The following is a 23,916-nucleotide window of genomic DNA, read 5'->3' on the forward strand; positions in this document are numbered from 1 at the left end:
GCTAGAATGTCGCCCCGTTTCGACCATCCCGTGACCAAACCGTGAGCCAACAACCCGACCGCCTATTCGCCGCCGCGCTGGACCAGGTGCCCGACTTCACCTTCAACGAAGATGTGGTGCGGGTGTTCCCCGACATGATCAAGCGCTCGGTGCCCGGCTACCCGACCATCGTCGAGAACATCGGCGTGCTCGCCGCGCAGTTCGCCCGCCCGGACACCGTGCTCTACGATCTCGGCAGTTCCCTCGGCGCGGTCACCCAGGCCCTGCGCCGCCACGTGCGCAGCGAAGGCTGCCGGGTGCTGGCGGTGGACAACTCGGCGGCCATGGTCGAGCGCTGCAGCGAATACCTGAAGGCCCAGGACGCCATGTACCAGGAGCTGCTCCCGGTTCAGGTGCTGGAAGCCGACATCACCGCCCTGGAACTGCAACCGGCGTCGGTGGTGGCGATGAACTTCACCCTGCAGTTCATCGAGCCGGCCGCGCGCCTGGCCCTGCTCGCGCGCATCCGCCAGGCCCTGGTGCCGGGCGGGGCGCTGATCCTCTCGGAAAAACTGCGCTTCGAAGACGCAGGCGAGCATGCCCTGCTCACCGACCTGCATGTCGCCTTCAAGCGCGCCAACGGCTACAGCGAACTGGAAATCGCCCAGAAACGCAGTGCCATCGAAAACGTGATGAAACCCGACAGCCTCGAAGAACACCGCGCCCGCCTCAAGGCCGCCGGGTTCTCCAAGGTGGTGCCGTGGTTCCAGTGCCTGAACTTCGCTTCCCTGATTGCCCTGCCATGATCGATCTGTCTCCTCTGGTCCGCCGCCTGGCGGGCACACCTCTGGCTTCGTGGGCGCAAGGCCTGCAAGCCCAACTCGACGCCAAGCTGGAGAAAGGCCATGGTGACCTGGAGCGCTGGCAAAGCGCCCTGGACGGCTTGCCGACGCTGACCCCGAGCGCGGTCGACCTGGTCAACGGCCTGCGCCTGGACTTCACCTGCGACGACGCCACCCGCGAACAGGCACGCGCCGCGCTGATGGGCCTGTCGCCGTGGCGCAAGGGCCCGTTCGACCTGTTCGGCGTGCACGTCGACACCGAATGGCGCTCGGACTGGAAATGGTCGCGGGTCTCAAAGCACCTGGACCTGCGCGGCAAGCGCGTGCTGGATGTCGGCTGCGGCAATGGCTACTACCAGTGGCGCATGCTCGGCGCCGGGGCCGACAGCGTGGTCGGCATCGATCCGAACTGGCTGTTCTTCTGCCAGTTCCAGGCGGTACAGCGTTACCTGCCGGAGCTGCCGGCCTGGCACCTGCCGTTTGCCCTGGAAGACCTGCCGCCGGCGCTGGAGGGCTTCGACACAGTGTTTTCGATGGGGGTGTTCTATCACCGCCGCTCGCCGATCGAACACCTGCTGGCGCTCAAGGACTGTCTGGTCAAGGGCGGTGAACTGGTGCTGGAAACCCTGGTGATCGAAGGCGACGAGAATCAGGTACTAGTGCCGGAAGACCGTTATGCGCAGATGCGCAATGTCTGGTTCCTGCCATCGGTGCCGGCGCTGGAGCGCTGGCTGCGGCGCGCCGGATTCAGTGACGTGCGTTGCGTGGATGTCAGCGTCACCAGCGTCGAGGAACAGCGCAGCACCGAGTGGATGAAGTACCAGTCGTTGAGCGACTTCCTCGATCCGCAGGATCACAGCCGGACCATCGAAGGCTTGCCGGCGCCCCGGCGGGCGGTGCTGGTGGCCAGAAAGTAGAGTGGTGTTCCGGGCCTCATCGCTGTGATGAGGCCCGATCATTCAGCTAACCCGCGAATGGCTGAAACATTACAAATCTGTAACTTGCCCCTCCTCTGCAACACCCTGTCATACCATACCCTCCCCCCCGCTTGACCCTGAAGCTACTTCAGGTTCGAGAATCGCTGCCTTTCTTCATCCAGAGTTTCCCCATGCGTCTACTTGTCATAGAGGACGAAGTCCGCACCGCCGACTACCTGCAACAGGGCCTCAGCGAAAACGGTTACGTGGTCGACTGCGCCCGCAGCGGTGCCGACGGCCTGCACCTGGCCCTGCAGCACAGCTACGACCTGGTCATCCTCGACGTCAACCTGCCGGAAGTGGATGGCTGGACCGTGCTCCAGCGCCTGCGCGCGCAGTCGGCGACGCGGATCATGATGCTCACCGCCCACGGGCGCCTGTCCGACCGGGTCAAGGGCCTCGACCTGGGTGCCGACGACTACCTGCTCAAGCCCTTCGAATTCCCCGAGCTGCTGGCCCGGGTGCGCAGCCTGTTGCGGCGCAGCGAACAGGCGATCGCGCCCTCGACCCTGAAGGTGGCCGATCTCGAACTCGACCCCGGTCGCCATCGCGCCTACCGTGGCGGCCAGCGCATCGACCTGACCGCCAAGGAATTCGCCCTGCTCCACCTGCTGATGCGCCAGAGCGGCGAGGTGCTGTCGCGTACCCAGATCATCTCGCTGGTGTGGGACATGAATTTCGATTGCGACACCAACGTGGTGGAAGTCTCGATCCGCCGCCTGCGGGCGAAGATCGACGACCCCTTCGAGGACAAGCTGATCCACACCCTGCGCGGTGTCGGCTACGTCCTGGAAGCCCGCGAATGAAGCCGGCGCGCCTGTCGCTGCGCCTGGGCCTGAGCGTGATCCTGATGGGCGCGGCGCTGGTGCTGCTGCTGGCGGCATTGGCGATATTCGCCCTCGACCGCGAGCTGGACCAACGCGCCCGCGACCATCTGCAACGCAAGATGGGCCAGATCGAGCACAGCCTGAATGTCGATCTCAAGATGGCCGACCTGAGCGTTCGCGCCCATCCCCTGCTCGACGTGGTGATGGGCCATGACAACCTGAGCCTGAGCGTGATCGAACGCAGTCCTCGCCACCCCGCGCGGTTGAGCCTGGGCCCGACGCTGGAAGCGCCGGCCGAGCCTATCGTCATCGGCCCGCAGTTGGCTTTCAGCGAGTGGACCGACAGCCGCGGCGAGCAACTGCTCACCGCGGCCCGCAGCATGCGCCTGCAGGACGGCACGGCGGTCCAGGTGCTGCTGACGGTGAACCGCAGCGAAGACACCGAGCTGCTGCATGCCTACCTGCGCTCGACACTGCTCGCCCTGCCGCTGTTGCTGCTGCTGATCGGGGTCTGTGCCTGGAAGCTGGTGCAGGGTGGCCTGGCGCCGCTACGCCGCTTCCGCCGTATCGCCGAGCAGGTCTCGGCTCACGACCTTGGCCACCGGCTGCCGGAAACCCGCTTGCCACTGGAGCTGCAAGCCCTGGCACGCAGTATCAACATCATGCTCGATCGCCTGGAAAACGGCGTCCGCCAGCTCTCCCAGTTCTCCGACGATCTTGCCCATGAACTGCGCACCCCCATCAGCAACCTGATGGGTCGGGCCCAGGTCACCCTCAGCCGCGAACGACCGGCGCAGGACTACAAGGTAGCGCTGGAGGACAGCATCGAGGAACTGACCCGCCTTAGCCGGATCATCACCGACATGCTGTTCCTCGCCCAGGTCGAGCAGCCGCTGGTGACGCTGCAGCTCACCCCGGTGGACCTGGCTGACGAGGCGCGGCGGGTAGCGGAGTTGTTCGATATCAGTGCCGAGAGCCGTGGGGTGACATTGCAGGTCGGCGGCTGGGGCACGGTGCCTGGTGATCGGTTGATGGTGCAGCGGGCGATCTCCAACCTGTTGAGCAATGCGATCCGGCATGCACCGCAAGGCAGCGTGGTGCGGATCGGCATCGGGGCGCGCGCGGACGGGCTGGATTGCTGGGTGGAAAATGGCGGGCCGGGGATCCCGGGCGAGCACCTGCCCCATCTCTTCGAGCGGTTCTATCGGGTGGGGTGTGGCCGGTCGCGGCTGGATGGCGGGACGGGGTTGGGGCTGGCGATCGTGAGGTCGATCATGCAGGTGCATGGTGGGCGGGTCGAGGTGAGCAGCGCGGTGGATGGACCGACCCGATTCAGCCTGGTGTTTCCTGGGTAGGTTTCAGGGCGCCATCGCTGGCTTGTCGGACCGCCGCACCGCAGCGATGGCGCCCTGAAGATCAGCCGCGGCTGGCAGCCAGGATCAGCGCCTTCATTTCCGCCACCGCGCCCTTGAAGCCAACGAACAGCGCATGCGCCACCAGCGCATGGCCGATGTTCAGCTCGTTGATCCCCTTGATCGCCGCCACCGCCTCGACATTGTGGTAATGCAGGCCATGCCCGGCATTGACGATCAGGCCCTGGCCCAAGCCAAAGGCCACGCCATCGGCGATACGCTTCAGCTCGTCGGCTTCTTCCGCCGGCGTGTGCGCATCGGCGTAACGCCCGGTGTGCAGTTCGATGGCCGGCGCACCGACCCGGCGCGAGGCCTCGATCTGCCGCTCGTCGGCATCAATGAACAGCGACACTTCCGAACCCAGCCGCGACAGGCGCTCCACCGCCGCCTTGATCCGTGCTTCCTGGCCAGCCACGTCGAGACCGCCTTCGGTGGTCAGCTCCTGGCGGGTTTCCGGGACCAGGCAGATGTGCGCCGGGCGGATGCGCTCGGCGAACGCCATCATTTCCTCGGTGACGCCCATCTCGAAGTTCATCCGCGTCTGCAGCACGTCCTTGAGCACCAGCACGTCACGCTCCTGGATATGCCGGCGGTCTTCGCGCAGGTGCACGGTGATGCCGTCGGCACCCGCCTCTTCGGCGTCCAGCGCGGCCTTGACCGGGTCGGGGTATCGGGTGCCACGGGCCTGGCGCAGGGTCGCCACGTGGTCGATGTTGACGCCGAGAAGGATGCGGTTGCTGTGGGTCACGAAGAAACTCTCCTGGAAGTTGAGCCCGACAGCATACGACGTGCTCAGCGCTTGCGAAACAGTTCGCGGCTGACCAGGGGGCGTCCGCCCAGATGAACGGCCAGCGCCTGGCGCATCAGGCGCTTGGCCGCGCTCAGGGCGCCAGGCGCCTCCCAGTCGGCCTCGGCCATGGCCGCCAGTTCCACACCGCTGAACAGCCCCGGCTGCAAGAGGTAGACCCGCTCCAGCCCGGCATCCACCTGCAGGCGATACCAGCCATCCGGCACCAGGGCGTCGCCGTTGATGTCCTGATCGAGGGCGAAGGCGTAGCCCAGTTCGTCCAGCAGGCGCCATTCGAAGCTGCGCAGCAGCGGCTCCAGCGGGCGCCCGGCGGCCAGGGCCTGCAAGGTCGCGGCGTAGTGTTCGAACAGCGCGGGATGCGGGTCTTCGGCCGGCAGCAGGCGAGTCAGCAGTTCGTTCAGGTACAGACCGCTGAACAGTGCGTCACCAACCAGCCACGCGGCCACGCCAACGCTGTCCAGGCGACCGACGTTCTTCAGCTCGCCACGTCCGCGCAGTTCCACCTCCAGCGGTACGAACGGCCGCGCCAGACTGCCGCCCTTGCCCCGGGCACGACGCATGACCGCGCGGACTCGCCCCTGCGGGGTGAGGAAATCCACCAGGGCGCTGGTCTCGCGGTAGGCGCGGTTGTGCAGGACGTAGGCCGGCAGGGCTTCTGGCTGATCCATGGACGGCTTCGCAGGAAAGTCGGCCCGATACCGGACGGTATCGGGCCCGGGGAAGGATTACAGGTCGCCGTAGCCCAGCGAGCGCAGGGCGCGCTCGTCGTCGGACCAGCCACCCTTGACCTTGACCCAGAGGTTGAGCATGACCTTGGCGTCGAACAGCACTTCCATGTCCTTGCGCGCCTCGGAACCGATGCGCTTGATGCGCTCGCCCTTGTCGCCAATGATGATCTTCTTCTGCCCGTCACGTTCGACGAGGATCAAGGCATGGATGTGCAGGACGTGGCCCTGCTGCTTGAACTCCTCGATTTCCACGGTGATCTGGTACGGCAGCTCGGCACCAAGCTGGCGCATGATCTTCTCGCGCACCAGTTCGGCGGCGAGGAAGCGGCTGCTGCGGTCGGTGATCTGGTCTTCCGGGAAGAAGTGCTCGTTCTCCGGCAGGTGCCTGGCGATCAGCGCTTCCAGGGCGTCGAGGTTGTGTCCCTGCTGGGCGGAGATCGGCACGATCTCGGCGTTCGGGAGTTGCTCCTGCAGCCATTGCAGGTGCGGGATCAGGTCGGCTTTCTCTTCGATGCGGTCGGTCTTGTTGATCGCCAGGATCACCGGGCCCTGCACGTACTGCACGCGCTCCAGGACCAGCTGGTCCTCGTCGGTCCAGCGGGTGCGGTCGACCACGAAGATCACCACGTCGACGTCCTTCAACGCCGCCGAGGCGGTCTTGTTCATGTAGCGGTTGAGCGCCTTCTCGTTGCTCTTGTGCATGCCGGGGGTATCGACGTAGATCGCCTGCACGTCACCCTCGGTCTTGATCCCGAGCATGTTGTGGCGGGTGGTCTGCGGCTTGCGCGAGGTGATCGCCAGCTTCTGCCCGAGGATGTGGTTGAGCAGCGTCGACTTGCCCACGTTGGGACGGCCGACGATGGCGACGTAGCCGCAACGGGTGGTGTTCATTTCTTCAGTCATTGCCATTCTCCACGCCCAGGGCGATCAGTGCCGCGGCGGCTGCCACCTGCTCGGCGATACGCCGGCTGACACCCTGCCCCCGGCTCTTTTCGGTCAACAGGGTCACTTCGCACTCGACGAAGAACGTCCGGCAATGCGGCTCGCCCTGGATATCCACCACTTCATAGCGGGGCAGTTCGCAGGCCCGCGATTGCAGGAATTCCTGCAGGCGGGTCTTGGGGTCCTTGTTGGTGTCGACCAGGGTCAGGCTGTCGAACTCGCCTGCCAGCCAGGACAGCACGCGCTCGCGGGCGGTCTGCATGTCGGCGTCGAGGTAGATCGCACCGATCAGCGCTTCAAGGGCGTCGGCGAGGATCGACTCGCGGCGGAAACCACCGCTCTTCAGCTCGCCCGAGCCCAGGCGCAGGTAGTCGCCAAGTTCGAAGCCGCGGGCCAGCAGGGCCAGGGTCTCGCCTTTCACCAGACGCGCACGCAGGCGCGACAGCTGGCCTTCACGGGCCTGGGGAAAGCGTTCGAACAGGGCTTCGCCGGCGACGAAGTTGAGGATCGCATCGCCAAGGAACTCCAGGCGCTCGTTGTTGCGCCCGGCGAAACTGCGATGGGTCAGGGCCAGCAGCATCAGCTCCTGGTTCTTGAAGGTGTAGCCGAGCTTGCGCTCGAGGCGACTCAGGGAAGGGCTCACGGTGTACCCACGCGATGTTCTTGGTGGTTCAGAAAAGCGTTGTTCAAATGCGGATCCTGAAAGACATATGGATTAATGCCCGCTGGCCGGGACCCCGCAGGAGAATCCCTCGATACAGCCTATGCCAGAAAAGCATTCGGCGCCGTCCCGAAGGACAGCGCCGTGAAGGTGCTACTTGATCAGCCCTACCCGCGACAGGCTCGGGAAGTGGCTGAGTTTCGGCTCCGGCCAGCTCATCCATACGGCAAAGGCCTTGCCGACGATGTTCTGGTCCGGAACCATGCCCAGCAGCTCCTTGGGAATCGAAGGATCATCCCAGTAGCGGCTGTCGTTGGAGTTGTCGCGGTTGTCGCCCATCATGAAGTAGTGCCCGGCGGGCACCGTCCACTGCTGGTCCGGCGGCATGCGGTAGCGACTCATCTCCTTGCGGATCAGGTGCTCGGCCTCGCCGAGTTTTTCCTTGTACAGCTCGGCGCTGCCCAGGGTGCCCGGCTCGGCGCCAACCAGTTGCTCGGCGACCTGCTGGCCATTGACGAACAGGCGCTTGTCGCTGGTGTAGCGCACCACGTCGCCCGGCAGTCCGACCACACGCTTGATGTAGTTGACGTTCGGGTCGCTCGGGTAGCGGAACACCATCACATCGCCGCGTTGCGGGTCACCGACCTCGATGACCTTCTTGTCGATCACCGGCAGGCGGATGCCGTAGGAGAACTTGTTCACCAGGATGAAGTCGCCCACTTCCAGGGTCGGCTTCATCGACCCCGAGGGGATCTGGAACGGCTCGACCAGGAACGAACGCAGCACCAGCACGATGAACAGCACCGGGAAGAACGATTTGCCGTACTCGACCAGCAACGGCTCCTTGTTCAACTGCTCGACCACCGACAGCTCGGGCTGGCTGACGCTGCCCTGGTAGTTGGCGATCGCCGCCCGCCGACGCGGAGCCAGGAACAGCAGATCGATCAGGGCCAGCAGCCCACAGACAGCGACAGCGATGACTAGCAACAGCGGGAAATTTAGCGACATAAAGACCTAGCTATCCAACCGGAGCACGGCGAGGAAGGCTTCCTGTGGAATCTCCACGTTGCCGACCTGTTTCATGCGTTTCTTACCAGCCTTCTGTTTCTCCAACAGCTTGCGCTTACGGCTCACGTCACCGCCGTAGCACTTGGCCAGTACGTTCTTTCTGAGTGCCTTGACCGTGGTCCGGGCAACGATCTGGCCGCCAATGGCCGCCTGGATCGCCACGTCGAACATCTGCCGAGGAATCAGTTCCTTCATCTTCTCGGTCAACGCGCGACCTTTGTAGTGCGCGTTGTCACGGTGCACGATCAATGCCAGGGCATCGACCTTGTCGCCGTTGATCAGCACGTCGAGCTTGACCAGGTTGGCCGACTGATAACGGTCGAAATGGTAATCCAGCGAAGCATAGCCGCGGCTGGTGGATTTGAGGCGGTCGAAGAAGTCCAGCACCACTTCGTTCATCGGCAGGTCGTAGCGCACCTGCACCTGCGAGCCGAGGAACTGCATGTCGCGCTGCACGCCACGCTTCTCGATGCACAGGGTGATGACGTTGCCCAGGTGTTCCTGCGGCACGAGGATGGTGGCGGCGACGATCGGCTCGCGGAAGTCTTCCACCGAGGAGATGTCCGGCAGCTTCGACGGGTTGTCGACGTAGATGGTCTCGCCGGTCTTGAGCTTGACCTCGAAGATCACGCTCGGTGCGGTGGTGATCAGGTCCAGGTCGTATTCGCGCTCCAGGCGCTCCTGGATGATCTCCATGTGCAGCATGCCGAGGAAGCCGCAACGGAAGCCGAAGCCCAGGGCGTCGGAGCTTTCCGGGGTGTACTGCAACGACGAGTCGTTCAGGGTCAGTTTCTGCAACGCATCGCGAAAATCTTCGAAATCATCGGAACTGACCGGGAAAAGGCCGGCATATACCTGCGGCTGGATCTTCTTGAAGCCCGGCAGCACCTCGACTTCGGGGGTCGAGGACAGGGTCAGGGTATCGCCCACTGGCGCACCGAGGATTTCCTTGATGCTGGCGATGATGAAGCCCACTTCACCGGCCTTGAGGTCGGCGGTGACGGTATGTTTCGGGGTGAAGACACCGACGCTGTCGACCAGGTGCACCTTGCCGGTGGACTTGACCAGGATCTTGTCGCCTTTCTTCACGCGGCCATGGCGCACGCGAACCAGGGACACGACGCCCAGGTAGTTGTCGAACCAGGAGTCGATGATCAGCGCCTGCAGCGGTGCGTCGAGCTCGCCTTCAGGCGCCGGAATGGTGTGCACCAGGCGCTCCAGCACCTCGTCCACGCCCATGCCGCTCTTCGCCGAGCAGGCCACGGCATCGGTGGCGTCGATGCCGATGATCTTCTCGATCTCTTCCTTGACGCGATCCGGGTCGGCTTGCGGCAGGTCCATCTTGTTCAGGACCGGCATGACTTCCAGGCCCTGCTCGATGGCGGTGTAGCAGTTGGCGACGGATTGCGCCTCGACGCCCTGGCCGGCGTCCACCACCAGCAGCGCGCCTTCGCAGGCGGCCAGGGAACGGCTGACTTCATAGGTGAAGTCGACGTGGCCGGGGGTGTCGATGAAGTTCAACTGGTAGGTTTTGCCGTCGCCCGCCTTGTAGTGCAGGGTGACGCTGTGGGCCTTGATGGTGATCCCGCGTTCACGCTCCAGGTCCATGGAATCGAGGACCTGTGCTTCCATTTCACGGTCGCTCAGGCCACCGCACATCTGGATGAACCGGTCGGCCAGGGTCGACTTGCCGTGGTCAATGTGGGCGATGATGGAGAAATTGCGGATATGACTCAGATCACTCACGGGTCAACACTCAAAAAGGCCGCGGGCCGGACGCCCGCCGAAAAATAGCCGGGAATTGTACCTGAAGCCGGAGGGTTATGGGAGATTCCATTCGCCGGTCAGTCAGGAGGCATCGGAGCAGGGCAGGCACAAAAAAAGGGCAGCCAGTGGCTGCCCTCTTGGTTTGCGCGGGCTTATTCAGCCAGCTTGAAGGTGATGAAGCTGGCGCGGCCCTGACGCAGCACGCGCATGGACACCGAACGGTTCTTCGGCAGGTCCTTGGCGATTTCGGTGAATTCCTTCGCCGAGGTGATCGCCTGGTTGTTCAGGTGGCTGATGACATCACCCGGACGCAGGCCGATCAGTGCCGCCGGACCGTCCTGGACATCCTTGATGACCACGCCGCCCTGCAGTTCGAGGGTCTTCTTCTGCTCGGCGGTCAGGTCCGAAACGCTCACGCCAAGGCGGTTGCTGCTGCGCTCGACCGCGCCGCTCGGGCTGGTGGTGACGTCCTGGTCTTCATCCGGCAGTGCGCCGATGGTGACGTCGAGGTTCTGGCGCTTGCCGTTGCGGATGATCTCCAGCTTGGCCTTGGCGCCATCCTTCAGGCCACCGACCAGGTGCGGCAGGTCGGCCGACATGACGATCGGCTGGCCGTTCATGCTGAGGATCACGTCACCCACCTGCAGGCCGCCCTTGGCTGCCGGGCCGTCTTCCAGGACCTGGGCCACCAGGGCACCGGCCGGCTTGTCCAGGCCGAAGGATTCAGCCAGGTCCTTGTTGACCTCCTGGATCACCACGCCGAGCCAGCCGCGGCTGACCTTGCCGTCTTTCTTCAGCTGGTTGGAAACGTCCAGCGCGACATCGATCGGGATGGCGAAAGACAAGCCCATGAAGCCACCGGAACGGGTGAAGATCTGCGAGTTGATACCCACCACTTCGCCGTTCATGTTGAACAGCGGGCCACCGGAGTTGCCCGGGTTGATCGCCACGTCGGTCTGGATGAACGGTACGTAGGTGTCGTTCGGCAGGGTGCGGCCCTTGGCGCTGACGATACCCTTGGTCACCGAGTGGTCGAAGCCGAACGGCGAGCCGATGGCCAACACCCATTCGCCGACCTTGAGCTTCGAAGAGTCACCCAGCTTCACGGTCGGCAGGTTCTTGCCCTCGACCTTGAGCAGGGCCACGTCGGTGCGCGGGTCGGTGCCGACCAGCTTGGCCTGTAGTTCGCTGCGGTCGGAGAGGCGGACGATGATTTCGTCGGCGTCGGCGATCACGTGGTTGTTGGTGAGCACGTAGCCGTCATCGGAAATGATGAAGCCCGAACCCAGCGACTGCGCTTCACGCTGGCGGTCGCCACGCGGCGCCCGCGGTTGCTGCGGCAGGCTGCGCTCGAAGAACTCGCGGAACATCGGCGGCAGGCCTTCCAGGTCAGGCATCTGGCCCTGGGCGTACTTGCGCTCCGGCAACTTCTGCTTGGTACTGATGTTCACCACCGCCGGCGAGGCTTGCTCGACCAGGGTGGTGAAGTCCGGCAGGGCTTCGGCTTGCGCAGTCGCCATCTGGCCGAGCATGAGCACGGCGGCGAACAGCGATAGATAGGATTTCAAGCGTGGTATCGACATACGGCTCCCGTCACAACGAGCGTGGTTTAGCAATAGGGACCTGCCAACGAAAAAGGCCCGGTGGCATCCCTGAGGATGTGACCGGGCCTGGAACGTGGGCATTTCTGGATACTGCAACAGCAGGAAAGGCCAGACCCGCGAAGGCCTGACCTATAGAAAAATCTGGATGGATTTGCAAACTTGATGGCTTACCAATCATGTCAGCGGCTCTGGGACATGCCTTTCATCCTTGGTCGTCCTTGTACTCGTGTAGCTCCAGTGGATTACTACTGACTTGCCTGGGCGTCCTGCGGGCGCATCGACAAGGCCACACGTTCGGCAGTGCCAATGGGAATTTCCCCCACCACCGTCACCATCATTTCACCCTTGGGCGTGTTCAGTTGCCGTGAAACGGCGACCGTCGGCCCCAACTGCGCGCGGGTATCGAAACCCGCCTCATTGTCCTGCGCTTCGAGGAACACCGAGAAACGCGCCAGGCCATCGTCATACATCAGGCTGCTGACGCTGTGCTTGCCGTCGGTATCCTTGCGCACGCTGCTGCTGACCAGTTCGAAGCCGGGCGGCAGCCATTCCGAACGCCAGCCAACCACCGCCTCGTGGGCCTGAACGCTGGCCTGGGGCAGCGGCCGACATGCGTCGGAAGCCTTGAGCTGGCTGTCATCGGGAACATCGCGAATGTCCAGACGGGTGAACTGGAAGCGCTCCAGCAACTGCTCCTTGTCGTTGATCAACAACGATTTCAGCGGCAGTGCGGTTTCCCGGTCCAGGTGCAGTTCGAAGGCATAACGGTGCTGGTCACGGGGACGCATGGTGATGATCACCACATCGCGCCCGGCCACCCTGGACTGTCCGGCGACACTCAGGTCATACCAGTTCATCAGTTTCAGGGGATCGAGCACGCGCGCCGAGGATTGCGTTGCGTTGCCTGCCTCCGAGGCCAGGGCTCCACTTACGCACTGGGTCTGGCCGTTTACACGCACGACTTCCTGGACCTGGCCATCGAGCTGCAACAACCGCTCGCTGACCTTGCCGTTCTGGACGCGATGCCAGATATCGTGTGTGGAAAAACTGCCGTTGCGTTCGTAGACGAAGGTGCCCTGGTAACTCTGCTCCTGCTCGACTTTCGCCATCCGGTTGAGCCAATCAGCGGCCTCGGTCGACGAATTGGCGGCATGGGCCGGCAAGGTCAGGCAGCCGCTGAGCAAGAGCGGTATGAGAGGTAGCGCGCGCATGGTCCTCCTTCGGGTGTTCTTCGCCTTAGCGGTTTTCCAGGCTGGCGGCGCGGGCGTATGGCAGCGCGCTTTCAGTGCCCTTCACGGCAGCGTCCTGGGCATGCTGGCGCAGGTAGCCAGGCAGACGCTGGTCCTGCCAGCCGCTCTGACCTTGCAGCACGCCATTGGCCATCGGGCCAGGGGCTTGCTCGGAGCTTTCACTATAGCCTGCCAGAACCGCCGGGCCCTGGACTTGCGGAGCCACCAGGCCTTGCTGGGCCGGTTGCTGGGCAGCCAGTTGCGCACCGTTGATGTCGTCCTGGTTGTACAGGCGTACACCTGCCAGCACCGCCAGGGTCACCGACGCGGCGACCGCCAGGCGGCCAACGCTGCGCCATGGACCGCGAGCGACCTTGACCGGGGTGGCCTCGTCAGCCAGCGCGGCGGAGACTGCCGAGGCGATGTCCAGCTTGGGCATCAGCAGTTCCTTGTGCATCGCTGCACGGGCAACCTGGTAACGCGACCAGGTGGCACGGGTTTCAGGGTCGTCGACGGCACTCAGTACCCGACGCAACTCCAGTTCGTCCGCTTCGTTATCCATCACCGCGGACAGCGATTCCTGCAAAGCTTCACGACTCATGGCGGTTCCTCTCTTGGCTGTCGCCGCTGTCTCAGGTTTCCTGCAACAACGGCTGCAGGGCTTTGTCTATGGCCTCCCGAGCGCGGAAAATCCGAGAGCGCACGGTACCCACCGGACACTGCATGACGCTGGCAATGTCCTCGTAACTCAGACCATCGAATTCACGTAAAGTTAACGCCGTACGCAAATCTTCTGGCAGCTGCTGGATGGTCCGATGGACGGTGCCTTCGATCTCATCCCGCAACAGCGAGCGTTCGGGGGATTCGAGGTCCTTGAGGCCATGATCGCCGTCGTAAAACTCTGCATCCTCTGAACTTACATCGCTGTCCGGTGGCCGCCGACCGCGGGACACCAGATAGTTTTTCGCCGTGTTGATGGCAATCCGGTACAGCCAGGTATAGAACGCGCTGTCACCGCGGAAATTGCCAAGTGCACGGTAGGCCTTGATGAACGCTTCCTGCGCCACATCCTGGGCCTCATGGGTGTCGTGCACGAATCGCACGATCAACCCGAGAATCTTGTGCTGATACTTCAGCACCAACAGATCGAACGCTCGCCTGTCGCCGCGCTGCACGCGCTCGACAAGCTGCTGATCCTCTTCCTGGGTTAGCATGAACACTCCTCGATGAACCTGGAGGAGGGTCGCATCGGCCATCGTTTCGGCTTGCAACCATAGACTCGGGCTTTTTGCAAAAGTTCTCCCCTCCAGGCAAGTTTCCGGCGGCCCTTGGTCGGCTCGCACGAAAAACGCAGCACGGTGCTTGCCGGCTGCGTCAATAAATCAGTCTTCTATGCATGGGCAACGCTCGAAAACGGCCGTTGCCTCCCGCCACCACGGCTGCTGACTCACGGGCAACCCCCTATGGATACGCACGATTCCAGGAAAGTTCCCACGCTTGGCAGGCCTGTACACGTCGTGGCATGGAAATCCGGATGTCCGGGCTGATATAAAGGCAGCCCACCGAGATTCACGATAGTTTCACAATGCCATAAACGCTTGACCATTGTGCCGATACCACTGCCCTTATTCCAGTGTCCTACGTGGTCGCCCCGCGCGGAAAATCCAAGACATGAGCCAACAACTACAACATGACGTCCTCGTGATCGGTAGCGGTGCCGCAGGCCTGAGCCTGGCGCTGAACCTGCCGTCACACCTGCGCATCGCCGTCCTGAGCAAGGGCGACCTGGCCAACGGCTCGACCTTCTGGGCCCAGGGCGGCGTCGCCGCGGTGCTGGATGACACCGATACCGTGCAGTCCCACGTCGAGGACACCCTCAATGCCGGCGGCGGCCTGTGCCATGAAGACGCGGTGCGTTTCACCGTCGAGCATAGCCGCGAAGCGATCCAGTGGCTGATCGACCAGGGCGTGCCCTTCACCCGCGACGAGCATGCCAGCGTCGACGACGGCGGCTTCGAGTTCCACCTGACCCGTGAAGGCGGCCACAGCCACCGGCGCATCATCCACGCTGCCGACGCCACCGGCGCGGCGATCTTCACCACCCTGCTGGAACAGGCACGGCAGCGACCGAATATCGAGCTGCTGGAACAACGCGTGGCGGTGGACCTGATCACCGAGCGCCGCCTGGGCCTGGCCGGCGATCGCTGCCTGGGCGCCTACGTGCTGAACCGCGCCAGCGGCGAAGTCGACACCTACGGCGCACGTTTCACCGTGCTGGCCACCGGCGGCGCGGCCAAGGTCTACCTCTATACCAGCAACCCGGACGGCGCCTGCGGTGACGGCATCGCCATGGCCTGGCGCGCTGGCTGCCGGGTGGCCAACCTGGAATTCAACCAGTTCCACCCCACCTGCCTGTATCACCCGCAGGCCAAGAGTTTCCTGATCACCGAGGCCCTGCGTGGCGAAGGCGGCCTGCTCAGGCTGCCCAACGGCGAGCGCTTCATGGAGCGCTTCGACCCGCGTGCCGAACTGGCACCGCGGGATATCGTCGCCCGCGCCATCGACCACGAGATGAAGCGCCTCGGCGTCGACTGCGTGTACCTGGACATCAGCCACAAGCCGGCGGAGTTCGTCAAAAGCCACTTCCCCACCGTCTACGAGCGCTGCCTGACCTTCGGCATCGACATCACCCGCCAGCCGATCCCGGTGGTCCCCGCGGCCCACTACACCTGCGGCGGGGTGACGATCGACCAGGATGGCCGTACCGACGTGCCGGGCCTGTACGCCATTGGCGAAACCAGCTTCACCGGCCTGCATGGCGCCAACCGCATGGCCAGCAACTCGCTGCTGGAATGCTTCGTCTATGGCCGCTCCGCCGCCGCCGACATCCTCGCCCAGCTGGACCAGGTGAACATGCCCCAGGCCCTGCCCTGCTGGGACGCCAGCCAGGTCACCGACTCCGACGAAGACGTGATCATCGCGCACAACTGGGATGAACTGCGGCGATTCATGTGGGACTACGTGGGCATCGTGCGCACCAGCAAGCGCCTGCAGCGTGCCGAGCACCGCGTGCGCCTGCTGCTGGACGAGATCGACGAGTTCTACAGCAACTACAAGGTCAGCCGCGACCTGATCGAGCTGCGCAACCTGGCCCAGGTCGCCGAGCTGATGATCCTCTCGGCCATGCAGCGCAAGGAATCCCGCGGCCTGCACTACACCCTGGATTACCCGGACCTGCTGCCCGAGGCCTTGGACACTATCCTGCAGCCGCCCACCTTCGGCGACTGAACTTCAGGCGCAAGCGCAGGCGCCGGTGCTGCACCGGCTCCAGCGCGTCGTGGCCGATGCACTGGCTGCGGGCGAAGAACTGCCCCGCACGCCGATAACGCAAGATGACCAACCCTGGCAGCGCCATGCTGTCGGGACGCAGTTGCACGGCGTGCCAGCCACGGGCGGCGCTCCACAGGTGCCAGCCATGGGCATCGCGGCGCAGGCCGGTGATGGCCTCGGGGTGGGTCAGGAGAATCTGCCGGGGAATGGCGCGGAAGGCGTGGACCAGGCACAGGGCCAGCCCACAGAGGGAAAACAGCAGCGGCACCGCCAGCAGCATCAAGGCCGTGAGGGCCGCCAGCAGACAGGCGAGGTAGAGCGCCAGCAGGACCCTGGAGCCCTGCCAGCGACACTCGAAGCGATCACTTGGGCTGGACACGGTCCAGGATGATGCGAACCATGCGCTGCAGCTCCGGATCTTCCGACTCGGTGCGCTCCATGAACCAGCCGAACATGTCCTGGTCCTCGCAACCCAGCAGACGCACGTACAGTTCGCGGTCCGTCTCGTTCAGGGTCGGGTAGACCTCCTGGGTGAAAGGTACCAGCAGTACGTCCAGTTCCAGCATGCCGCGACGGCTGTGCCAGAACAGACGGTTGAGTTCAGTTTGTTCGACCATGGGGCCCTCCTCGAATAGGCGGCCAGTATACAGACCGAACCGGCGATGGACACACGGCGTTGGTCGAGAGGTCTGTGAGGCTGCTACCTATTTTGCCGAGGGCACTCTATGATGGCCGCCAGTCTTGATTACCTGCGATGAACCATGGCCGATTCCGCTTTTTTCTGCACCCTGTCCCATGAAGGCATCCTTGCCGTACGCGGTTCCGACGCCGGCAAATTCCTGCAAGGTCAGCTGACCTGCCATATCGGTTATCTCAACGAACACACCTCCAGCCTTGGCTCCCGCTGCATGCAGAAGGGCCGGATGCAGTCGAGCTTCCGCATCCTGCCGGAAGGCGACGGTTTCCTCCTGGCGATGACCCGCGAACTGCTCGAACCGCAACTGGCGGACCTGAAGAAGTACGCGGTGTTCTCCAAGGCCAGGCTCACCGACGAGAGCGCCGCCTGGGTGCGTTTCGGCCTGGTCCAGGGGGACGCGGCCCTCGCTGCGCTGGGCATCGAGGCCGCCGCCGAGGCTGGTGGCACCGTGCGCCATGACGATCTGATCGCCATCACTGTCTCGCCGGCCCGCGTCGAACTCTGGGTGCCCGCCGAGCGCGCCGACGCCGTGCGCGCGCAACTGGCCGCCCATCTGCCGGAAGGCGAGCTGGATGACTGGCTGCTGGGGCAGATCCGCGCCGGTATCGGCCAGGTCATGGAGCAGACCCGCGAGCTGTTCATCCCGCAGATGATCAACCTGCAGGCCGTCGGTGGCGTGAGCTTCAAGAAAGGCTGCTACACCGGCCAGGAAATCGTTGCGCGCATGCAGTACCTGGGCAAGCTCAAGCGCCGCCTGTACCGGCTGTCCCTGGACCTGGCCGAGATGCCGGCGCCGGGCAGCGAGATCTTCTCGCCGACCCACGCCTCGTCGGTGGGCGAAGTGGTGATCGCAGCCCGCGGCGAGTTGCTGGCCGTGTTGACCGCCGATGCCGTGGAAGACGGCAACCTGCACCTGGGCAGCCTCGAAGGCCCGCGCCTGAACCTGCTGACCTTGCCTTACGAACTGGACCGCGACCGCGAGATCCAGCGCTGAGCCCGCCCTGCCCCGCCGCATGCCGGCGGGGCCATCCCTGAACGCGGGAGAGAGACACGATGAACACGCTGGCCAAGATGGTGCAAACGCAGTTGCTGCGCGCCATCGACAATGACGACCTGGTCCTGCCGACCCTGCCCGAGGTCGCCATGAGCATCCGCGAAGCCGCGGAAGACACCGAGATCAGCGTCGCCACCCTGAGCAAGGTCATCGGCCGCGACGCCGCCCTGGCCGCGCGCCTGATCAAGGTGGTCAACAGCCCGCTGCTGCGGGCGATCACCGAGGTCACCGACCTGCAGACCGCCATTACCCGCCTCGGGGTCAACTACAGCTGCAACCTGGCGATCGGCCTGGTGATCGAGCAGATCTTCCATGCCCGCTCGGAAGCAGTGGAACAGAAGATGCGGGAAATCTGGGCGAAAAGCCTGGAAGTTGCCGGTGTCAGCTATGAACTGGCTGCCCGCTACAGCGACCTCAAGGCTGATCAGGCAGCGCTGGCCGGGCTGGTGCACCAGATCGGCGTGCTACCTATCCTGACGTATGCCGAGGAACACAACGAGCTGTTGTCCGACCCGGTGTGCCTGAACCATGTGATCGAACAGATCCATCCGGTGCTGGGGGACAAGATCCTCAGTGTCTGGGAATTTCCCGAGCAACTGGCGGCGCTACCGGGAGACGTGCAGAACCTGGAGCGACATTCGCAACGGCTGGACTACGTGGACATCGTGCAGATCGCCCGGTCGCTGTGCGACAACACCGGGCGCGAGCGGCCGGTGACGGCGTTGCCGGCGTATCGGCATTTCGCAGTTCCGCCGACCGGCCTGTTCTCCGAGGATGACTTGCTGGATGCCCGGCTGATGTTCAGATAGAGCACCCCCTGGGAGCGGGTTCAGTGTTGCCCTTGCCCTCTACTGAACCGGGTTGAAACTCACCCTGACCTTCAACCCGCCCTTCTCCCCGTCATGCAGGCTGATCGCCGCCAGGTGCGCCCGACAGATCTCGCCGACGATCGCCAGACCCAGCCCGGTGCCTTGGTGACTGCGCCGATAAAACCGCTCGAACACCTTCTCCCGCTCCTGCGGCGGAATCCCCGGACCGTCATCCTCCACTTCCAGCTCACCCGGCGCAGTGACCCGCAGGATCACGTTGCCGCCCTTGGGCGTATGGGCCAGCGCATTGTCCACCAGGTTGCTCAGCAGCTCATTGAGCAGGGTCGGCTCGCCACGCACCCACACCGGCGCTTCTGCCTCCAGCGCCAGGGCAATGCCCCGGGCATGGGCCAGCGGCGCCATGGCCATGCCCAGCTCACGGGTCAGCTGGCTGAGGTCCAGCAGCTGCGCGCCGCCTTCGGCAATCGCCCGCGCGCCGTTTTCCACCCGGGCCATGGACAGCAGCTGGTTGGCCAGGTGCGTCAGCTTGTCGGTGCTCTGCGCCGTGGCCTGCAGGGTGTCGTGCCAGACCTCCGGTTCCTTCGCCCGCAACCCCAGCTCGACCCGCGCCTTCAACGCCGCCAGCGGCGTGCGCAGCTCATGGGCGGCATCGGCGATGAACTGCGCCTGACGCTCGAACTGCTCGCGCAGGCGCTCGGTGAAGTGGTTCAGGGCCCGCACCAGCGGCCCCAGTTCCTGCTGCACCTCGACGGTCGGCAGCGGCCGCAGGTCGTCCGGCTGGCGTTCTTCCACCGCCCCGCGCAAGCGCTCCAGCGGGCGCAGTGCCGCACTCACGGCGAACCACACCAGCAGCAACGCGCCCAGCGCCAGCATGCCCAGGCGCAGCAGGGTATCGGCCATCAGGCCCCGGGCCATGCGCACCCGCGCTTCCTCGGTCTCGGCGACACGGATTTCCGCCATGCCATTCATGTTCGGCTCGCTGACCGCCTTGAGCAGGCTGACCACACGCACGTCCTGACCCAGGTAGCGGGCGTTGTAGAAGCGCGCCAGGGCCGGATAGTCGTCGGTGCGCGGGGTACCGGGCGGCGGCCCGGGGATGTTCTCGTAGCCGGAGATCAGCTTCTGGTGGATATCGTTGACCTGGTAGTAGATCCGCCCCGCGCTGTCGTAGGCGAAGGTGTCCAGGGCCACGTAGGGCACGTCGGCGCTGAGGGTACCGTCGCGCTGCGACAGGCCGGCGGCGATGGTCCGCGCCGAGGCCAGCAGGGTGCGGTCGTAGGCGGTGTCGGCGGCCTCGCGGCCATTCCAGTAGGCGCTCAGGCCGCTGGCGATCATCAGCACCACCAGCAGCAGCGCCAGGTTCCCCAGCAGGCGTCCGCGCAGGCTGCCGTCGTTACGCATCGCGGTGTTCCAGCAGGTAGCCGAGGCCGCGGAAAGTGACGATGGCCACCGCATGGCCATCGAGTTTCTTGCGCAGGCGGTGGATGTAGATCTCGATGGCGTCCGGACTGGCTTCCTCGTCGAGACCGAACACCTGGGAGGCCAGTTGCTCCTTGCTCATCACCCGCCCGGGCCGGGCGATCAGCGCTTCCAGCACGGCCTGCTCGCGGGAGGTCAGGGACAGCAGTTCGTCGCCCAGGCTGAAGCGCCGGGTGTCCAGGTCGTAGACCAGCGGACCGCAGCGCTGCTGGCGCTCGCCGCCCAGCACGCTGCGCCGCAGCAGGGCCTTGACCCGTGCTTCCAGCTCGGTCAGCTCGAAGGGCTTGGCCAGGTAATCGTCGGCGCCCAGGTTGAGCCCGTGGACCCGGTCCTTGACGTCGCTGCGGGCGGTCAGCATCAGCACCGGAACGGTCTTGCCGCGGGCGCGCAGGCGCGCCAGCACCTCGAAGCCGTCCATCCGCGGCAGGCCCACGTCGAGCACCGCCGCCGCGTAGTCCTCGCTGGCCAGGGCCAGGTCGGCGGCCACTCCATCGTGCAGCACATCGACGGTCAGGCCCTGGCTTTTCAGGGCCTGGGCCACGCTTTCGGCCAACTGCAGATGGTCTTCGACGAGCAGCACTCGCATCGGTTTCTCCCGGTCGCATCGCGTTCAGTGGCGCGGAGTTTACAGAGGAAGCAGGCCCTGTGAAGCCGCCGCAGGAATGAAAGTCGATTGAAAGGTTAGCGAAAGGTTGAGCCCCTAGCATCGCTTCACGGCCCTCTCCGGGAGCCGAATGAACGAACCGCAGTGTTCGTACCGATAAGAACAATAAACGGGGTTACTCCACGATGCTGTCAGCACAGCCTCAGGCGTTCGCGCCTATCCGTCGTTCCTTTACTCGCCCTCAGATCGCCAGCGCCCTCGCCCTTTGCAGTGTCGCGCCGCTCAGCCATGCGGACTTCATCAAGGACAGTTCGGCGACCTTCGAAACCCGCAACATGTACTTCAACCGCGATTTCCGCGACGGCAGCAGCGCGCAGCAATCCAAGCGCGACGAATGGGCCCAGGGCTTCATGCTCAACCTGGAATCCGGCTACACCGAAGGCACCGTCGGCTTCGGCATCGATGCCCTGGGCATGCTCGGGGTCAAGCTCGACTCAAGCCACGACCGCACCGGCACCGGCCTGCTGCCAACCCACGACGACGGCCGTGCCGCCGACGAATACTCCAAGCTGGGCCTGACCGGCAAGGTGAAGATCTCCGCCACCGAGCTGAAGATCGGCACCCTGATCCCGGAACTGCCAACCCTCAAGCCCAACGACGGCCGCATCCTGCCGCAGACCTTCGAAGGCGGCCTGCTGACTTCCAGGGAACTGAAGAACCTGACCTTCACCGGCGGCCGCCTGGAGAAGGCCAAGGATCGCGATGACAGCAACAAGGAAGACATCGCACTGAACAACAAGAACGGTCGCTTCCTCGGCACCGTGGCCGGCAACCACTTCGACCTCGCCGGCGTCGACTACAAGTTCACCGACCGCATCACCGGCAGCTATCACTTCGCCCAGCTCGACGACGTCTACCGGCAGCATTTCGCTGGCCTGGTGGCGACCCAGCCGTTCGGCCCGGGCACCTTCGGCGCCGACCTGCGCCTGGCGCTCAGCGACGACCAGGGCCAGGCCCGCGGCGGCAAGATCGACAACACCTCGCTCAACGGCATGCTCAGCTACGGCCTCAATGGCCACAAGTTCAGCGCGGCCTACCAGAGCATGTCGGGCGACAGCGCCTTCCCCTACGTGGATGGCAGCGACCCGTACCTGGTCAACTTCGTCCAGATCAACGACTTCGCCGGTGCCGACGAGCGCTCCTGGCAAGTGCGTTATGACTACGACTTCGCCAAGATTGGCGTTCCAGGGCTGAGCTTCATGACCCGTTATGTCAACGGGGACAACGTCAGCCTGGCGAACGGCAGCGAAGGCAAGGAATGGGAACGCAACACCGAGCTCAAGTACGTGGTGCAGAGCGGTGCGTTGAAAAACGTCGCCGTGCGTCTGCGCAACGCGACCTACCGCTCCAACTTCGCCCGCGACGCGGACGAGGTACGGGTGCTGGTGAGCTACAGCGTGGCCCTGTGGTAATCCGCCTATAACAACTAAAGCTACGGAGACTGACGATGACCTTTTCACTGCGCCGAATCGCCCTCGCCACCGGTTGCCTGCTGCTGGCCGGCCAGGTGCTGGCCGCCGAACCCAAACGCCCTGAATGCATTGCCCCGGCCTCGCCGGGCGGTGGCTTCGACCTGACCTGCAAGCTGGTGCAAAGCGCCCTGGTCAACGAGAAGATCCTCAGCAAACCGATGCGCGTCACCTACATGCCCGGCGGTGTCGGCGCGGTGGCCTACAACGCCGTGGTCGCCCAGCGCCCGGGCGACGCCGGGACCCTGGTGGCCTGGTCCAGCGGCTCGCTGCTGAACCTGGCCCAGGGCAAGTTCGGCCGCTTCGACGAGAACGCCGTGCGCTGGCTGGCGGCGGTGGGCACCAGCTACGGTGCCATCGCAGTGAAGAAGGATTCGCCCTACAAGACCCTCGACGACCTGGTCGCGGCGTTGAAGAAGGATCCGAGCAAGGTCGTGATCGGTTCCGGCGGCACCGTCGGCAGCCAGGACTGGATGCAGACCGCGCTGATCGCCAAGGCCGCCGGGATCAACCCGCGCGACCTGCGCTACGTGGCCCTGGAAGGCGGCGGCGAGATTGCCACCGCTCTGCTCGGCGGCCACATCCAGGTCGGCAGTACCGACATTTCCGACTCCATGCCGCACATCCAGAGCGGCGACATGCGCCTGCTCGCGGTATTCGCCGAGCAGCGCCTGGACGAGCCGGAGATGAAGGACATCCCGACCGCCAAGGAACAGGGCTACGACATCGTCTGGCCGGTGGTGCGCGGGTTCTATGTCGGGCCGAAGGTCAGCGACGAGGACTACCAGTGGTGGAAAGCCTCGTTCGACAAGCTGCTGGCGTCCGAAGAGTTCGCCAAGCTGCGTGACCAGCGCGAGCTGTTCCCGTTCGCCATGACCGGGGAAGAGCTGGACACCTACGTCAAGAAGCAGGTCGCCGACTACAAGTCGCTGGCCCGGGAATTCGGCCTGATCCAGTAACCGCAACCCGCTCGCACCTTCTGTGGGAGCGGGTTCACCCGCGATTGCGATGGTGAACCCACCGCCGCCATCGCGGGTAAACCCGCTCCTACAGGGGGACTGTGCCTGCCTTTTGATCGAGGATTGACCAATGATCCTGCAACGCATCTTCGCCCTGGTCCTGCTGGCGGCGTGCATCGCCCTGGCCGTCATGGCCGTGCCCTACCAGGCCGCTTTTTCCTATGAACCGGTGGGCCCGCGTGCCTACCCCCTGCTGATGCTCGGCCTGATGGGCCTGGCCCTGCTCTACCTGGCCTTCCGCCCGACGCCCATCGTGCGCGGTGACGACGAGCCCGAGCTGGACCGCGAAACCCTGAACAAGATCGGCATCTGCGTCGCCCTGCTGCTGGTCTTCGCCGCGACCTTCGAAAGCCTCGGCTTCATCCTCAGCAGCATTCTCATCGGTGTACCCATGGCCCGCCTGTACGGCGGTCGCTGGTTGTCCGGCGGACTGATCGTGGCGGTCATGAGCATCGCCCTCTACGTACTGTTCGACCGGGTAATGGACGTGCCACTGCCCCTCGGCCTGCTCGACGTCCTGGAGAATTGAT

At 64.5% G+C, this 23,916-nt stretch carries 24 protein-coding genes; 10 read left to right on the forward strand and 14 right to left on the reverse strand.

Annotated features, from left to right (window positions below; all coding sequences use genetic code 11):
- The first annotated feature begins 41 nt into the window (after window positions 1-41).
- The 4 genes from cmoA (at window position 42) to V0R59_RS03965 (ending at window position 3,980) form a co-directional block, all read left to right on the forward strand.
- A complete protein-coding gene (gene cmoA / locus V0R59_RS03950; protein ID WP_330073450.1) occupies window positions 42-785 on the forward strand; it encodes a carboxy-S-adenosyl-L-methionine synthase CmoA in 744 nt (247 codons plus the stop codon).
- On the forward strand, window positions 782-1,738 hold the full coding sequence (cmoB, locus tag V0R59_RS03955; RefSeq protein ID WP_330073449.1) for a tRNA 5-methoxyuridine(34)/uridine 5-oxyacetic acid(34) synthase CmoB: 957 nt from the start codon (window positions 782-784) through the stop codon (window positions 1,736-1,738). Before cmoA ends, cmoB begins: the two co-directional genes overlap by 4 nt.
- Window positions 1,739-1,929: 191 nt before the next feature.
- Window positions 1,930-2,604, forward strand: coding sequence for a heavy metal response regulator transcription factor (locus V0R59_RS03960; protein WP_330073448.1), 675 nt, complete (start codon window positions 1,930-1,932; stop codon window positions 2,602-2,604).
- A complete protein-coding gene (locus tag V0R59_RS03965) occupies window positions 2,601-3,980 on the forward strand; it encodes a heavy metal sensor histidine kinase (RefSeq protein WP_330073447.1) in 1,380 nt (459 codons plus the stop codon). The genes V0R59_RS03960 and V0R59_RS03965 overlap by 4 nt, the downstream gene beginning before the upstream one ends.
- A 61-nt stretch (window positions 3,981-4,041) precedes the next feature.
- Here the strand turns inward: V0R59_RS03965 and pdxJ are convergent, their stop codons facing one another.
- From pdxJ to rpoE, 10 genes are all read right to left on the reverse strand, one after another.
- Window positions 4,042-4,785: a pyridoxine 5'-phosphate synthase gene (gene pdxJ, locus V0R59_RS03970; RefSeq protein WP_042122672.1), complete on the reverse strand. Its 744-nt coding sequence runs from the start codon at window positions 4,783-4,785 to the stop codon at window positions 4,042-4,044.
- Window positions 4,786-4,829: 44 nt separating this feature from the next.
- Window positions 4,830-5,513, reverse strand: coding sequence for a DNA repair protein RecO (gene recO, locus V0R59_RS03975; protein ID WP_330073446.1), 684 nt, complete (start codon window positions 5,511-5,513; stop codon window positions 4,830-4,832).
- Window positions 5,514-5,570: 57 nt separating this feature from the next.
- Window positions 5,571-6,476, reverse strand: a complete 906-nt coding sequence (era, locus tag V0R59_RS03980; RefSeq protein WP_330073445.1) for a GTPase Era — start codon at window positions 6,474-6,476, stop codon at window positions 5,571-5,573.
- Window positions 6,469-7,158: a ribonuclease III gene (gene rnc / locus V0R59_RS03985; protein ID WP_042122669.1), complete on the reverse strand. Its 690-nt coding sequence runs from the start codon at window positions 7,156-7,158 to the stop codon at window positions 6,469-6,471. The genes era and rnc overlap by 8 nt, the downstream gene beginning before the upstream one ends.
- 171 nt (window positions 7,159-7,329) lie before the next feature.
- Window positions 7,330-8,184 (reverse strand): signal peptidase I, encoded by an 855-nt coding sequence (gene lepB, locus V0R59_RS03990; RefSeq protein ID WP_330073444.1) that lies wholly within the window; start codon window positions 8,182-8,184, stop codon window positions 7,330-7,332.
- A 6-nt stretch (window positions 8,185-8,190) separates the two neighbouring features.
- Window positions 8,191-9,990 (reverse strand): translation elongation factor 4, encoded by a 1,800-nt coding sequence (gene lepA, locus V0R59_RS03995; protein WP_330073443.1) that lies wholly within the window; start codon window positions 9,988-9,990, stop codon window positions 8,191-8,193.
- A gap of 173 nt (window positions 9,991-10,163) precedes the next feature.
- Window positions 10,164-11,543, reverse strand: a complete 1,380-nt coding sequence (locus V0R59_RS04000) for a DegQ family serine endoprotease (RefSeq protein WP_330073563.1) — start codon at window positions 11,541-11,543, stop codon at window positions 10,164-10,166.
- A gap of 317 nt (window positions 11,544-11,860) precedes the next feature.
- A complete protein-coding gene (locus V0R59_RS04005) occupies window positions 11,861-12,826 on the reverse strand; it encodes a MucB/RseB C-terminal domain-containing protein (protein WP_330073442.1) in 966 nt (321 codons plus the stop codon).
- A gap of 25 nt (window positions 12,827-12,851) precedes the next feature.
- Window positions 12,852-13,445, reverse strand: coding sequence for a sigma-E factor negative regulatory protein (locus V0R59_RS04010; protein WP_330073441.1), 594 nt, complete (start codon window positions 13,443-13,445; stop codon window positions 12,852-12,854).
- A gap of 31 nt (window positions 13,446-13,476) precedes the next feature.
- Window positions 13,477-14,058: an RNA polymerase sigma factor RpoE gene (rpoE, locus tag V0R59_RS04015; protein WP_003252049.1), complete on the reverse strand. Its 582-nt coding sequence runs from the start codon at window positions 14,056-14,058 to the stop codon at window positions 13,477-13,479.
- Window positions 14,059-14,515: 457 nt separating this feature from the next.
- Between rpoE and nadB the strand changes: the two genes are divergently transcribed.
- Entirely contained in the window at window positions 14,516-16,132 is a 1,617-nt protein-coding gene (gene nadB / locus V0R59_RS04020) for an L-aspartate oxidase (protein WP_330073440.1), read from the forward strand.
- On the opposite strand, the gene V0R59_RS04025 is transcribed toward nadB, so the two are convergent.
- Both V0R59_RS04025 and V0R59_RS04030 read right to left on the reverse strand, forming a co-directional pair.
- Window positions 16,101-16,553 carry a protein YgfX gene (locus V0R59_RS04025; RefSeq protein WP_330073439.1) on the reverse strand — a complete coding sequence of 151 codons (453 nt, stop codon included), beginning with the start codon at window positions 16,551-16,553 and terminating at the stop codon, window positions 16,101-16,103. The genes nadB and V0R59_RS04025 overlap by 32 nt on opposite strands.
- Window positions 16,537-16,791 (reverse strand): FAD assembly factor SdhE, encoded by a 255-nt coding sequence (locus tag V0R59_RS04030; protein WP_330073438.1) that lies wholly within the window; start codon window positions 16,789-16,791, stop codon window positions 16,537-16,539. Before V0R59_RS04030 ends, V0R59_RS04025 begins: the two co-directional genes overlap by 17 nt.
- A 144-nt stretch (window positions 16,792-16,935) precedes the next feature.
- Here V0R59_RS04030 and ygfZ point away from each other — a divergent pair, with 144 nt between their 5' ends.
- The gene (ygfZ, locus tag V0R59_RS04035; protein ID WP_330073437.1) at window positions 16,936-17,865 is read left to right on the forward strand and encodes a CAF17-like 4Fe-4S cluster assembly/insertion protein YgfZ; all 930 of its coding nucleotides are present in this window, start codon (window positions 16,936-16,938) and stop codon (window positions 17,863-17,865) included.
- Between the two features lie 59 nt (window positions 17,866-17,924).
- Window positions 17,925-18,734: an HDOD domain-containing protein gene (locus V0R59_RS04040; RefSeq protein WP_330073436.1), complete on the forward strand. Its 810-nt coding sequence runs from the start codon at window positions 17,925-17,927 to the stop codon at window positions 18,732-18,734.
- A gap of 39 nt (window positions 18,735-18,773) precedes the next feature.
- On the opposite strand, the gene V0R59_RS04045 is transcribed toward V0R59_RS04040, so the two are convergent.
- Both V0R59_RS04045 and V0R59_RS04050 read right to left on the reverse strand, forming a co-directional pair.
- Window positions 18,774-20,156 (reverse strand): sensor histidine kinase, encoded by a 1,383-nt coding sequence (locus tag V0R59_RS04045; protein ID WP_330073435.1) that lies wholly within the window; start codon window positions 20,154-20,156, stop codon window positions 18,774-18,776.
- Window positions 20,149-20,820 carry a response regulator gene (locus V0R59_RS04050; protein ID WP_330073434.1) on the reverse strand — a complete coding sequence of 224 codons (672 nt, stop codon included), beginning with the start codon at window positions 20,818-20,820 and terminating at the stop codon, window positions 20,149-20,151. Before V0R59_RS04050 ends, V0R59_RS04045 begins: the two co-directional genes overlap by 8 nt.
- A gap of 203 nt (window positions 20,821-21,023) precedes the next feature.
- Here V0R59_RS04050 and V0R59_RS04055 point away from each other — a divergent pair, with 203 nt between their 5' ends.
- From V0R59_RS04055 to V0R59_RS04065, 3 genes are all read left to right on the forward strand, one after another.
- Entirely contained in the window at window positions 21,024-22,310 is a 1,287-nt protein-coding gene (locus V0R59_RS04055) for an OprD family porin (RefSeq protein WP_330073433.1), read from the forward strand.
- Between the two features lie 35 nt (window positions 22,311-22,345).
- A complete protein-coding gene (locus V0R59_RS04060; RefSeq protein ID WP_330073432.1) occupies window positions 22,346-23,326 on the forward strand; it encodes a Bug family tripartite tricarboxylate transporter substrate binding protein in 981 nt (326 codons plus the stop codon).
- A gap of 130 nt (window positions 23,327-23,456) precedes the next feature.
- On the forward strand, window positions 23,457-23,915 hold the full coding sequence (locus V0R59_RS04065; protein ID WP_330073431.1) for a tripartite tricarboxylate transporter TctB family protein: 459 nt from the start codon (window positions 23,457-23,459) through the stop codon (window positions 23,913-23,915).
- The last annotated feature ends 1 nt before the right edge of the window (window position 23,916 follow it).

Source organism: Pseudomonas ulcerans, assembly GCF_036324125.1.
Lineage (GTDB): Bacteria > Pseudomonadota > Gammaproteobacteria > Pseudomonadales > Pseudomonadaceae > Aquipseudomonas > Aquipseudomonas ulcerans.